The sequence below is a fragment of the Streptomyces phaeolivaceus genome (assembly GCF_009184865.1).
GTDB classification, from domain to species: Bacteria; Actinomycetota; Actinomycetes; order Streptomycetales; family Streptomycetaceae; genus Streptomyces; species Streptomyces phaeolivaceus.
Window position 1 is genome coordinate 7,953,452 of the sequence record NZ_CP045096.1, and the last position, 13,029, is coordinate 7,966,480.

9 protein-coding genes are annotated in these 13,029 nt (G+C 70.4%); 7 read left to right on the forward strand and 2 right to left on the reverse strand.

Annotated features, from left to right (window positions below; all coding sequences use genetic code 11):
- The first annotated feature begins 100 nt into the window (after nucleotides 1-100).
- The 4 genes from F9278_RS36630 to F9278_RS36645 all read left to right on the forward strand — a co-directional run bounded on the left by F9278_RS36630 (nucleotide 101) and on the right by F9278_RS36645 (nucleotide 6,498).
- A complete protein-coding gene (locus F9278_RS36630) occupies nucleotides 101-1,540 on the forward strand; it encodes a diaminobutyrate--2-oxoglutarate transaminase family protein (RefSeq protein WP_152172136.1) in 1,440 nt (479 codons plus the stop codon).
- 60 nt (nucleotides 1,541-1,600) lie between these two features.
- Complete coding sequence (locus F9278_RS36635; protein WP_193241795.1) at nucleotides 1,601-3,586, forward strand: IucA/IucC family protein; 1,986 nt, start codon at nucleotides 1,601-1,603, stop codon at nucleotides 3,584-3,586.
- 30 nt (nucleotides 3,587-3,616) lie between these two features.
- Nucleotides 3,617-4,363, forward strand: coding sequence for a GNAT family N-acetyltransferase (locus F9278_RS36640; protein ID WP_152172137.1), 747 nt, complete (start codon nucleotides 3,617-3,619; stop codon nucleotides 4,361-4,363).
- 92 nt (nucleotides 4,364-4,455) lie between these two features.
- Nucleotides 4,456-6,498, forward strand: coding sequence for an ATP-dependent DNA helicase (locus F9278_RS36645; RefSeq protein ID WP_152172138.1), 2,043 nt, complete (start codon nucleotides 4,456-4,458; stop codon nucleotides 6,496-6,498).
- A 132-nt stretch (nucleotides 6,499-6,630) separates the two neighbouring features.
- Here F9278_RS36645 and lexA read toward each other — a convergent pair whose 3' ends face one another.
- Complete coding sequence (lexA, locus tag F9278_RS36650) at nucleotides 6,631-7,407, reverse strand: transcriptional repressor LexA (RefSeq protein ID WP_020114122.1); 777 nt, start codon at nucleotides 7,405-7,407, stop codon at nucleotides 6,631-6,633.
- 539 nt (nucleotides 7,408-7,946) lie between these two features.
- On the opposite strand from lexA, the gene nrdR reads away from it, so the two are divergent.
- Together nrdR and F9278_RS36660 are read left to right on the forward strand one after the other, a co-directional pair.
- Complete coding sequence (gene nrdR, locus F9278_RS36655; RefSeq protein ID WP_152172139.1) at nucleotides 7,947-8,510, forward strand: transcriptional regulator NrdR; 564 nt, start codon at nucleotides 7,947-7,949, stop codon at nucleotides 8,508-8,510.
- Nucleotides 8,511-8,670: 160 nt separating this feature from the next.
- Nucleotides 8,671-11,568, forward strand: coding sequence for a vitamin B12-dependent ribonucleotide reductase (locus tag F9278_RS36660; protein ID WP_152172140.1), 2,898 nt, complete (start codon nucleotides 8,671-8,673; stop codon nucleotides 11,566-11,568).
- Nucleotides 11,569-11,657: 89 nt separating this feature from the next.
- On the opposite strand, the gene F9278_RS36665 is transcribed toward F9278_RS36660, so the two are convergent.
- Complete coding sequence (locus F9278_RS36665) at nucleotides 11,658-12,191, reverse strand: TerD family protein (RefSeq protein WP_264300192.1); 534 nt, start codon at nucleotides 12,189-12,191, stop codon at nucleotides 11,658-11,660.
- A gap of 154 nt (nucleotides 12,192-12,345) precedes the next feature.
- On the opposite strand from F9278_RS36665, the gene F9278_RS36670 reads away from it, so the two are divergent.
- A complete protein-coding gene (locus F9278_RS36670) occupies nucleotides 12,346-12,951 on the forward strand; it encodes a YdbC family protein (RefSeq protein ID WP_152172142.1) in 606 nt (201 codons plus the stop codon).
- Nucleotides 12,952-13,029: the final 78 nt, after the last annotated feature.

A 13,029-nucleotide genomic window follows, 5' to 3' on the forward strand; every position in this document is an offset into this window, starting at 1 on the left:
GAGTCACGTCGTTGGTACGTGCGGGGGACCCGCCGGTGTTCGGTGACCCCTGCCAACTCGCCTCTGAACAGCGGTCTGAACAGCGGGAGGAAGTGCAGTCGTGGCGGTGACCGAGTCTGCGGTGGCGCCGGTGGGGCGTGAGCCCGAGCGGGCGGATGCGGGACACGAGGGGATCCTGCGGCGGCAGGCCGCCCGCGAGTCGGCGGCACGCACCTACGCGCGCGCCCTCCCGATCGTGCCCGTACGCGCGCGAGGGCTGACCGTCGAGGGCGCCGACGGCCGTCGCTACCTCGACTGTCTGTCCGGCGCCGGCACCCTCGCCCTCGGCCACAACCACCCGGTCGTCCTCGAAGCGATCCGAAAGGTCCTCGACTCGGGCGCCCCCCTGCACGTCCTCGACCTGGCCACCCCCGTCAAGGACGCCTTCACCACCGAACTGTTCCGCACCCTTCCCCCGGGGCTCGCGGACCGCGCCCGCGTCCAGTTCTGCGGGCCCGCCGGCACCGACGCGGTCGAGGCCGCCTTCAAGCTGGTCCGGGCGGCGACCGGACGCACCGGGATGCTCGCCTTCACCGGCGCCTACCACGGCATGACCGCCGGTGCCCTCGAAGCCTCCGGGGGCGCCTACGACGTACGGGTGGCACGTCTGCCGTATCCGCAGGACTACCGCTGTCCCTTCGGTATCGGAGGTGAACGCGGCGCCGAACTCGCCGCCCGCTGGACCGAGTCCGTCCTCGACGACGCCAAATCCGGCGTACCGCTGCCCGCCGGCATGATCCTCGAACCCGTCCAGGGCGAGGGCGGCGTCGTGCCCGCCCCCGACGGCTGGCTGCGTCGTATGCGCGAGATCACCGCCGCGCGCTCGATCCCGCTGATCGCCGACGAGGTCCAGACGGGCGTGGGCCGCACCGGCCGGTTCTGGGCCGTCGAACACAGCGGTGTCGTCCCCGATGTGATGGTCATGTCCAAGGCCATCGGCGGCAGCCTCCCGCTGGCCGTCGTGGTCTACCGCGACGACCTCGACGTCTGGCAGCCCGGCGCCCACGCGGGCACCTTCCGAGGCAACCAGCTCGCCATGGCCGCCGGCACCGCCACCCTCGCCCACGTCCGTGAGAACGGCCTCGCCGAACGCGCCGAGACCCTGGGCGCCCGTATCCTCGCCCGACTCCGCGTCCTCACCGAGCACTTCGCCTGCGTCGGTGACGTACGGGGGCGGGGGCTGATGATCGGCATCGAGATGGTCAGCCCGGACGCGCCCCCTCCCATCGACGCCACCGGCCCGCGGCCACCCGCCCCCTCCCTCGCCAACGCCGTCCAGCGCGAGTGCCTCCGCCGCGGTCTGATCGTCGAACTCGGGGGCCGTCACGCCGGTGTCGTCCGTCTCCTCCCACCCCTGACCATCACCGACGAGCAGACCGACGCCGTACTCGACCGTCTGACGGACGCGATCGCCGCGGTGGCGTCCGCCGCCGAGACACGGGGCCCGGTGGCCCGGATGCCCGAGCGCGCCGCAGACCCGGGACGCCTGCCCGGGGGATGACCGCCGGGCCCTCCGAGCAGCCGCGCCCGCCCTCCCGCACGAGCGACCCCAGGAACCGCCTTGACGCCGCCCTCCGCCCCCGAGGCCCGCACCCACGATCACGACACGGTCCCCGGCCGACCAGACCGGCCCCCGCACCCCGACCTGCCGGTCCCCCGCCAAGCCCAGCCCGCTCACCTCCCGACCGAGCCGACCCCCGACGATGCCCAGGCCACCGAGGCTTCGCCCGGCCCCGCCGTCGACGCCCTGCACCACCCCGACCCGCACAGGGCGGCGCAGGCGGCGGCGGTCGAGAACCTGTTGCGCTGCTGGGTACGCGAACACGACCTCGGCGCCCCCCACGACGGCGTCCTGCGCGTCCCGCTCCCCACGGCCGGCACGACACTCCTCGCCCCGGTGCTCCACTGGTCCCCGACCGGCTGGCACCGCTTCGGCCCGCCGCATCTCGCCGGCACCCGCGCGACCGCACCCCCTGTCGACGCGGCCACGGTGGCGTCCCTGCTGGCCGAGGAGGTGGCCGCCCGATCCACGCACGGGCCGGGCACCCCGTCGGACCACCGCGACCTGGTCGACAGGGTCGCCGACTCCGCCCGTCGTGTCGCCGTGTTCATCGCCGAGCGCCGGGCCGATCCCACCGATCATCCGGACCGCTTCCTCGCCGCCGAGCAGGCCCTCATCCTCGGCCATCCCCTGCACCCCACCCCGAAGAGCAGAGAAGGGCTGTCCGAGGCCGAGGCACGGCTCTACTCACCGGAGTCGCGCGGCTCCTTCCCCCTCCATTGGATGGCGGTCGCCCCCTCCGTCCTGTCGACCGACTCGGCCTGGACCGAACGCGGTCGCCCCGTCCCCGCCCCACAGCTGACCGCACGCCTGGCCGGCCCCCGTCTCCCGCTGCCGGAGGGGTACGCCGCCCTGCCGCTGCACCCCTGGCAGTTCCGCGAGGTCCGCCACCGCCCGGCCGTCGCCGCACTGCTCGACGCGGGTCTGCTCCGCGATCTGGGTCCGCACGGCGCCCCCTGGCACCCCACCTCCTCCGTCCGCACCGTTCACCGCACCGGCGCCCCCGCGATGCTGAAGCTCTCGCTGGGCCTGCGCATCACCAACTCCCGCCGTGAGAACCTCCGCAAGGAACTCCACCGGGGCGTGGAGGTCCACCGCCTGCTGCGCACCGGGCTGACCGAGCAGTGGCAGGCGGCCCATCCCGGGTTCGACATCGTCCGCGACCCGGCCTGGCTGGCGGTCACCGCACCGGACGGCGCCGAGCTGCCCGGCCTGGACGTGGTGATCCGGCACAACCCGTTCGGCCCGGCGGACGACGCGTGCTGTGTCGCGGGACTCGTGTCACCGAGGCCGTACACCCGTGCCCCTCTCCGGCAGGGCCGCGAGACCGCTCCCGGCGACCTCCTCGGCCTCACCACGCGGTCGCGCCTCGCCGACATCGTCACCCGCCTCGCCGAGCGCACCGGCCGCCCCCGGGGCACCGTCGCCGTCGAGTGGTTCCTGCGCTATCTGGAGCAGGTCGTGCGGCCCGTGCTGTGGCTGGACGGCGAGGCGGGGATCGCCCTGGAGGCGCACCAGCAGAACACCCTCGTCCTGCTGGACCCCGAGGGCTGGCCCATCGGCGGCCGGTACCGCGACAACCAGGGCTACTACTTCCGTGAGTCCCGCCGCGCGGATCTCTCGGCCCGGCTGCCCGGCATCGGCGAGCACAGCGACACGTTCGTCCCCGACGAGGTCACCGACGAGCGGTTCGCCTACTACCTGGGCGTCAACAACGTCCTCGGCCTCATCGGCGCCTTCGGCTCCCAGCGCCTCGGCGACGAACGGCTCCTCCTGGCAGCCTTCCGCCGCTTCCTCACGGGTGTCGCCACCGGCCCCGCCCGGCTGCGCGGCACCCTGCCGGCCCGGCTGCTCGACTCACCCGTCCTGCGCTGCAAGGCCAACCTCCTGACCCGTCTCCACGGCCTCGACGAACTCGTCGGCCCGGTCGCCACCCAGTCCGTCTACGTCAGCGTCACCAACCCCCTTCAGCTCCGAGGAACATGACCCACCCGATCTCCTGAGAGGAGCGTCGCCGTGCCTCCCACCGACGCGAGCACCCCGGCGAGCACCGACACCGCCTCGGCCCCGACGAGCAACGAGGACACGCTCGAACTGCGCCTGCCCGACGACCTCCTCGCGTTCCTGTCCGAGGACGGCGACACACGCGGTGGCCGGACCGAGGCCGAACAGGAGGCACTCTCGGCCAAGGGCGAGCTGCTCGACCACCTCGCCGACTGGGGGCCGGTCGTCACTCCGGCGGGCACCCTGCGCCTCGTTCCCGTCCGCCTCGAACGAGAGCTGCCGCTGATCTCCCGCTGGATGAACGACGCGGCGGTGGCCTCCTCCTGGAAGCTCGCCGGCCCCGAGGACGTGACCGCGCACCACCTCCGGGCGCAGCTCGACGGAGACGGCCGCAGCGTGCCCTGCCTCGGACTGCTGAACGGCGCCCCCATGAGCTACTGGGAGATCTACCGGGCGGACCTCGACCCCGTCGCCCGCCACTACCCCGCCCGCCCGCACGACACCGGAATCCACCTCCTCATCGGACCCGTGGCCGATCGTGGACGGGGTCTCGGCTCCGTCCTGCTGCGTGCCGTCGCCGATCTCGTCCTCGACAGAAGACCGTCGTGCGCCCGCGTGATCGCGGAACCCGACCTTCGCAACTTCCCCTCCGTCGCCGCGTTCCTGAGCGCGGGCTTCCGGTTCTCGTCGGAGGTCGACCTGCCCGACAAACGGGCCGCCCTCATGATCCGGGACCGGCTACTGCGCGATCTGATGTAGAGAGAAGAACCGGTCTTGATCCCGTCCCTCACGCCCCACGCCTCCGCCTCGATCACCCGGTTGTCAGTGGTGACCCGTAGGGTGGTCGCGCTATGACGAAGCCCTCACTCCACGAACTCCTGCACGCCGCCGTCACCGCTGTCGGCGGTATGGAGCGCCCCGGCCAGGTGACCATGGCCGAAGCCGTCGCGGAGGCGATCGACGACGGCTCCCATCTGCTGGTCCAGGCCGGCACCGGCACCGGAAAGTCGCTCGGCTACCTGGTGCCCGCCCTCGCCCAGGGAGAGCGCGTCGTCGTGGCGACGGCGACCCTGGCACTGCAGCGCCAGCTCGTGGAGCGGGACCTGCCGAGAACGGTCGACGCGCTGCATCCGCTGCTGCGCCGCCGCCCCCAGTTCGCGATGCTCAAGGGCCGGTCGAACTACCTGTGCCTGCACCGCCTGAACGAAGGCGTGCCGCAGGACGAGGAGGAGGGCCTCTTCGACCAGTTCGAGGCCGCCGCGCCCTCCAGCAAGCTGGGCCAGGACCTGCTGCGGCTGCGGGACTGGTCGCAGGAGACCGAGACCGGCGACCGGGACGACCTCACCCCGGGTGTGTCCGACCGTGCCTGGGCGCAGATCTCCGTGTCGTCCCGGGAGTGCCTGGGCGCCACCAAGTGCGCGTACGGCGCCGAGTGCTTCGCCGAGATGGCCCGGGAGCGGGCCAAGCTCTCCGAGGTCGTCGTCACCAATCACGCGCTGCTCGCGATCGACGCCATCGAGGGCGCTCCGGTGCTCCCGCAGCACGAGGTGCTGATCGTGGACGAGGCGCACGAACTCGTCTCACGGGTGACCGGCGTGGCGACCGGCGAGCTGACCCCCGGCCAGGTCGACCGCGCCGTGAAGCGGGCGGCGAAGCTCGTCGACGAGAAGGTCGCCGACCAGCTCCAGACCGCCGCCGAGGGGTTCGAACGGGTCATGGAGCTGGCCCTGCCGGGCCGCCTGGAGGAGGTCCCCGAGGACCTGGCGTACGTCCTCATGGCGCTGCGCGACGCCGCCCGTACGGTGATCTCGGCGATCGGCAGCACCCGCGACAAGTCCGTCCAGGACGAGGACGCCGTCCGCAAGCAGGCGCTGGCGGCGGTGGAGAGCGTGCACGACGTGGCGGAGCGGATCAGCAACGGATCCGAGTGGGACGTCGTCTGGTACGAACGCCACGACCGCTTCGGTGCTTCGCTGCGCGTCGCCCCCATGTCCGTGTCCGGTCTCCTCCGGGAGAAGCTCTTCACGGACCGCTCCGTCACCCTGACCTCGGCCACGCTCAAGCTGGGCGGCGACTTCAACGGCGTGGGCGCGTCACTGGGCCTGGCACCGGAGGGCGCCCAGGGGGACGACCTTCCGCAGTGGAAGGGCGTGGACGTCGGATCGCCGTTCGACTACCCGAGGCAGGGCATCCTCTATGTCGCCAAGCATCTGTCGCGCCCCGCGCGCGACGGCGACCGGGCGGACATGCTCGACGAGCTCACGGAGCTGATCCAGGCGGCAGGCGGCCGGACGCTCGGTCTGTTCTCGTCGATGCGGGCCGCCCAGCTGGCGGCGGAGGAACTGCGCGTCCGCATCCCCGAGTACCCGATCCTGCTCCAGGGCGAGGAGACGCTCGGTGAGCTGATCAAGGGCTTCGCGGCCGACCCGAGGACCTGCCTGTTCGGCACCCTGTCGCTCTGGCAGGGCGTGGACGTGCCCGGGACGAGCTGTCAGCTGGTCGTCATGGACAAGATCCCGTTCCCGCGCCCCGACGACCCCTTGATGAGCGCCCGCCAGAAGGCCGTCGAGGAGGCGGGCGGCAATGGCTTCATGGCCGTCGCCGCCACCCACGCGGCCCTGCTGATGGCCCAGGGCGCCGGCCGCCTCGTACGGGCGCAGGGGGACCGTGGTGTGGTCGCCGTACTGGATCAGCGGCTGGCGACCGCGCGATACGGCAGCTATCTGAAGGCGTCACTGCCCGACTTCTGGTACACGACGGACAGGAACCAGGTCCGTAGGTCGCTCGCCGCGATCGACAGCGCGGCGAAGGACAGAGAAGCGGCGGCGGACAGCGAGGCGAAGAACGACGGCGAAGCGAAGAAGGACAGCGAAGTGGAGAAGGCCGGGGCATGACGAACGGCCTCAGGGCCCGCGGCGGGATTCCGCCACGGGCCCTGGACAGGCCGGGGCCCCGGAACCGGCGCAGTGGATTCCGGGGCCCGGATCAGGGGCGGGGACGGCACGGGCGACCGTCCGCCGCTGGTGTCAGACGCGGCGCAGCACGGCCACCACCTTGCCGAGGATGGTCGCGTCGTCACCCGGGATGGGCTCGTAGGCGGCATTGTGCGGGAGCAGCCAGACATGGCCGTCCTCGCGCTTGAAACGCTTGACCGTGGCCTCGCCGTCCAGCATCGCGGCCACGATGTCGCCGTTCTCGGCGACCGGTTGACGGCGGACCGTCACCCAGTCCCCGTCGCAGATCGCGGCCTCGATCATCGAGTCACCCACGACCTTCAGGACGAAGAGCTCGCCGTCACCCACCAGTTGGCGGGGGAGCGGGAACACGTCCTCGACGGACTCCTCGGCCAGGATCGGGCCACCGGCGGCGATCCGGCCGACGAGCGGCACATACGACGCGGCCGGCTTGCCCGCCGTGTCCGTGGGCTGCGCCGAGGACTGGTCGGAACCGCGGACCTCGTACGCACGAGGGCGATGCGGGTCGCGGCGCAGGAAGCCCTTGCGCTCCAGTGCCATCAGCTGGTGTGCCACGGAAGACGTGCTGGACAGGCCGACCGCCTGGCCGATCTCCCGCATCGACGGCGGGTATCCCCGCCGCTGCACCGAGTCCCTGATCACCTCGATGACCCGGCGCTGGCGATCGGTGAGCCCGGAGCTGTCCGCCCTGATGCCTGGAGGTCGGCCGGGCAGGGCTCGCTTGGGCCCTTCATGGTTCGTGGCTTCGTTCATCGCATGCACCGGCTCGAGTCGGCTCTGGGAGCGGTCCTGGGCAGTGATGGTGGCACTGTCAGCGGTGGTGGTCACGTCGGCCCCTCTCGATGGTCTCCCGTGCAGCACAACGGTAGTTGCTTTCGAAAGGTTGCGCCAAACACACGTTCGAGTGAAAAACCGTGGATTACCTGACGTGACCATGTGTCTGGGTGTAGGGCTCGCGGCTCCGGCGGACAAAAGCGCCGATTGCTGTACTCTTCACCGCCGGGACGAAGGGCCTTGTGGGCCCGGGACGCCGCGTGGGCCAGTCTGCCACCCGGTGCTCCGCCGGTCGGTGACTGACCCCTTCTCCCTTGGTGTCCCACCGTATCCGCGTCCGCTACGCGACGGTAGGGATGCGCTCCGCGACGGTGCCTCCGTCTGTCACATGCCGATACGTGGGCGACACGCGCTCTGCGGGTGGATTTACGTGCCAAGCCCTACATCTAGTGCTTGGATTGCCGCAACGGCCCAGAAGTTGTGGTCCCCCCGGTCCTGGGGCTCTTGGTCATCCCCTATGCTTGGGGCTGCTTCCGCGGGGCCCGAGTGGCCCGTGGGGGCTATCGAGTCGTGCTGTGAGGAGGGTTGGAGTTATGCACTGTCCCTTCTGCAGGCACCCCGACAGCCGCGTCGTCGACAGTCGTACGACGGACGACGGCACGTCGATCCGCAGGCGCCGCCAGTGTCCCGACTGCTCCCGTCGTTTCACGACGGTGGAGACGTGCTCGCTGATGGTGGTCAAGAGGTCCGGCGTGACCGAGCCCTTCAGCCGTACCAAGGTCATCAACGGCGTCCGCAAGGCATGCCAGGGGAGGCCTGTCACCGAGGACGCGCTCGCCCAGCTCGGCCAACGGGTCGAGGAGGCGGTGCGCGCCACCGGAAGCGCCGAACTGACCACCCATGACGTGGGTCTGGCCATACTCGGCCCGCTGCGGGAACTCGACCTCGTCGCCTACCTGCGATTCGCCTCGGTATACCGGGCGTTCGACTCGCTGGACGACTTCGAGGCCGCCATCGCGGAACTCAGGGAAGAGCAGGAGAAGCGCCCCGACGCGAACGACGACGACGTCGAGATCGCGGTCGCGGAGCGCCCGGAGAGCGACCGCGGGTCCGGAGGGACTGTCCAGGTCCCCGTGCCCGCCAACGCCGCCGACTGACGGCGGGCCGCAACCCCGGACCGTGGGGTCCGGACGATCGGCGGCGATCCAGACCTGTCGCGAAGGGCTGTGTCAGCCAGGTCGCGGCACAAGACAGAAACACCGTGTCATGGGAACAACGTGGCACTTCAGGGCGTTTTCGCCCGTACAGGGAGGCGGCATGACAGAGACGGCGAGCGGTCCGGCACGGAGTTCCCGCGCCAAGGGCACCAAGGCGAGCAAGGGGCTGCGTATCGAGCGCATCCACACCACCCCCGGCGTGCACCCGTACGACGAGGTGGTCTGGGAGCGGCGTGACGTCGTCATGACCAACTGGCGCGACGGTTCGGTCAACTTCGAGCAGCGCGGCGTCGAGTTCCCCGACTTCTGGTCGGTGAACGCGGTCAACATCGTCACCAGCAAGTACTTCCGCGGTGCCGTGGGCACCCCCCAGCGCGAGACCGGCCTCAGGCAGCTGATCGACCGCATCGTGAAGACGTACACGAAGGCCGGCGAGGACAACAGGTACTTCGCCTCGCCCGCCGATGCCGAGATCTTCGAGCACGAACTGGCGTACGCCCTCCTGCACCAGGTCTTCAGCTTCAACAGCCCCGTCTGGTTCAACGTGGGCACCCCGCAGCCCCAGCAGGTCTCCGCCTGCTTCATCCTGGCCGTCGACGACTCCATGGAGTCGATCCTCGACTGGTACAAGGAAGAGGGCATGATCTTCAAGGGCGGCTCCGGCGCCGGCCTGAACCTCTCCCGCATCCGCTCCTCCAAGGAACTGCTCTCCTCCGGTGGCAACGCCTCCGGTCCGGTCTCCTTCATGCGCGGTGCCGACGCCTCCGCGGGGACGATCAAGTCGGGCGGCGCCACCCGCCGCGCGGCCAAGATGGTCGTCCTGGACGTGGACCACCCGGACGTCGAGGACTTCATCGCCACCAAGGTGAAGGAGGAGGAGAAGATCCGAGCCCTGCGCGACGCGGGCTTCGACATGGACCTGGGCGGCGACGACATCACGTCCGTCCAGTACCAGAACGCCAACAACTCGGTCCGCGTGAACGACGAGTTCATGACGGCCGTGGAGAACGGCACCGAGTTCGGCCTCCGCGCCCGCATGACCGGCGAGATCATCGAGAAGGTCGACGCCAAGGCGCTGTTCCGCAAGCTCGCCGAGGCCGCGTGGGCCTGTGCCGACCCGGGCATCCAGTACGACGGTGTCATCAACAACTGGCACACCTGTCCCGAGTCCGGCCGCATCACCGCGTCCAACCCGTGCAGCGAGTACATGCACCTGGACAACACGTCCTGCAACCTCGCCTCGCTGAACCTGATGAAGTTCCTCAAGGACGACGGCCTGGGCCACCAGTCCTTCGAGGTCGAGCGCTTCGCCAAGGTCGTCGAGCTGGTCATCACCGCGATGGACATCTCCATCTGCTTCGCCGACTTCCCGACCCAGAAGATCGGCGAGAACACCCGCGCCTTCCGCCAGCTCGGCATCGGCTACGCCAACCTCGGCGCCCTGCTGATGGCGACCGGCCACGCGTACGACTCCGTGGGCGGGCGCGCCCTCGCCGGTGCCATCACCTCCCTGATGACCGGCACGGCGTACAAGCGTTCGGCCGAACTGGCCTCGGTCGTCGGCCCGTACGACGGCTACGCCCGCAACGCCGACGCCCACAACCGCGTCATGAAGCAGCACTCCGACGCCAACGGCACGGCCGTCCGCGTGGACGACCTGGACACCCCGGTGTGGGCCGCGGCCACCGAGGCCTGGCAGGACGTGCTGCGCCTCGGCGAGAAGAACGGCTTCCGCAACTCGCAGGCCTCCGTGCTGGCCCCGACCGGCACGATCGGTCTGGCCATGTCCTGCGACACCACCGGTGTCGAACCGGACCTGGCGCTGGTCAAGTTCAAGAAGCTGGTCGGCGGCGGCTCGATGCAGATCGTCAACGGCACGGTCCCGCAGGCCCTGCGCCGCCTGGGCTACCAGGAGGAGCAGATCGAGGCGATCGTCGCCCACATCGCCGACAACGGCAATGTGATCGACGCCCCGAGCCTCAAGCCCGAGCACTACGAGGTCTTCGACTGCGCCATGGGCGAGCGCGCCATCTCCCCGATGGGCCACGTCCGTATGATGGCCGCGATCCAGCCGTGGATCTCCGGCGCCATCTCCAAGACGGTCAACATGCCGGAGACGGCGACCGTCGAGGAGGTCGAGGAGATCTACTTCGAGGCCTGGAAGCTCGGCGTCAAGGCGCTCGCGATCTACCGCGACAACTGCAAGGTCGGCCAGCCGCTCTCCGCCAAGACCAAGGAGACGGAGAAGGCGGAGATCACCGAGAAGGCCGAGGAGACGATCCGGGCCACGGTCGAGAAGGTCATCGAGTACCGACCGGTCCGCAAGCGCCTCCCGAAGGGCCGTCCCGGCATCACGACGTCCTTCACCGTCGGCGGCGCCGAAGGCTACATGATCGCCAACTCCTACCCGGACGACGGCCTGGGCGAGGTCTTCCTGAAGATGTCCAAGCAGGGTTCGACCCTGGCGGGCATGATGGACGCTTTCTCGATCGCCGTCTCGGTGGGTCTGCAGTACGGCGTGCCGTTGGAGACGTACGTCTCGAAGTTCACCAACATGCGCTTCGAGCCGGCCGGTATGACGGACGACCCGGACGTGCGGATGGCGGCGTCGATCGTCGACTACATCTTCCGCCGCCTGGCGCTGGACTTCCTGCCCTTCGAGACCCGCTCCGCGCTCGGCATCCACTCCGCCGACGAGCGTCAGCGGCACCTGGAGACCGGTTCGTACGAGCCGATCCTCGACGACGTGGAGGTCGACGTCGAGGGCCTGTCCCAGTCGGCGCCGCGCCAGTCGCTGAAGGCCGTCTCCGCGCCGAAGGCCGACGAGGAGGGCGCCAAGCCCGCCCCGCAGCAGGCTCACACCAGCGCCGAGCTGGTGGAGATGCAGCTGGGTATCCAGGCCGACGCCCCGCTCTGCTTCTCCTGCGGTACGAAGATGCAGCGCGCCGGCTCCTGCTACATCTGCGAGGGCTGCGGCTCGACGAGCGGCTGCAGCTGATCTGAGCGCCCCCGGGCGCCGGTCGGCGGGATCGGGCGGTGGAGCCGAAGTCGGGCTCCACCGCCCTTCGCTGTGCGCCGGGGGGTGGGTCAGGACCGGGGCGGGGCGCCCATGACGCGGGCGAAGGCGGCCGGGTCCTCGTCGTAGCCGGTGATGCCGGGGTGGAAGGTCCACTCGCCCGTGTCGTCCCGGAGGAACTCGGCGACGGTCGCGGCGGTGGAGCCGAGGACACCGCCGAAGTCGTCCTCCGCCAGGACGGTGTAGCCCTCACGGATGCGCAGGCCCGGCTTGTGGACGTTGACGAACGTCCGCGTCCCGGAACCCTGCTGTATGGCGACACCGATGACGACCCGCCCGTACCGGCTGTCGAGACGGTCGAGTTCGACGGCCATCATCTCGTCCCAGCCGAGGCCCTGGCCGGTCTTGCTGTCGCGGTTGAGGGTGATGGTGCCGTCGGGCGAGCGGCTGTCGAAGTGCACGACATAGGCGGGGCCGCCGCTCGGATCGGCCGCCGGGTAGGTCGCCGCGACGATGTCGAGATCCGTCGGCGGCTGTCCGGCGGGGCTCGGGTCCCACTTCACCGACACCTCGACCTTGCGGATGCCCTTGTTGAGGCCGTTCAACAGAACTCTCCTCCCCGTTCTCCTGTGCGTGCGGGCCGAACTGCCTGGCGGTCCAGGCCAGTTGTCCATCCTCGCATGCGCGCGCCGCCGCTCGCCCGGGTGCAACCGGCCGGAGAGTGACCGCCGCCACGTTCCGTGGCCTTACCATGGCGCGGTGCTGGTCAAGTGGATTCGCTGCACCGTGGTGGACCGCCGCGGTTTCGAGCGGGGGCAGCGAAAATGGGCGGGGCTACTGGGGGAACCGGGATTTCGTGGACAGGGCGGGGGTTGGAGCCGGGGGCGGGCGGGTGTGGCGCACATCTTCTCCTTCTGGGAGAGCCGTGCCTTCTACGACTCCTTCATGGCGCGCTCCCACGACCGGCTCGCCGCCTCGCAGTCGGGCACGTTCAAGGACATGCAGGTCAAGCTCTTCGACCACCGCTTCGATGTGAAGACCGGCTTCGAGCCGCGCTTCACGGACACCGATCTCGTACGGGTGGCGCACTGTCGCGTCCACGAGGAGCGCGCCGAACACTTCGCGCTCATGCAGGAGAAGGTCTGGAACCCCGCGATGGCCGGATCCCCGGGCATGCTGCGGGGACTGTTCGGTGAGGCACCGGGCCATGAGTTCATGATCCTCTCCATGTGGCATTCGGCCGCCGAGCACGGCAAGTACCGCGTCGAACGCATCGAGCGCCTCGCGCTGCGGGCGCAGATCGAGGCGGACATCGCCGCCATGACGGGCGACATCGTGGAACTGGAGCCGAGCTGGACGGTGTGAGATCCGAACCCGGGTCGGTTCGGATCTCCAACCCTCCCGAGTGATGTGCGGGACTTGTGTGACCTACGCCGTATGACG

What these genes read in the sequence shown, in the direction of transcription:
- F9278_RS36645 (WP_152172138.1), top strand. Translation starts at nt 4,456, where the DNA reads ATGACGAAGCCCTCACTCCACGAACTCCTGCACGCCGCCGTCACCGCT.
- nrdR (WP_152172139.1), top strand. Translation starts at nt 7,947, where the DNA reads ATGCACTGTCCCTTCTGCAGGCACCCCGACAGCCGCGTCGTCGACAGT.
- F9278_RS36660 (WP_152172140.1), top strand. Translation starts at nt 8,671, where the DNA reads ATGACAGAGACGGCGAGCGGTCCGGCACGGAGTTCCCGCGCCAAGGGC.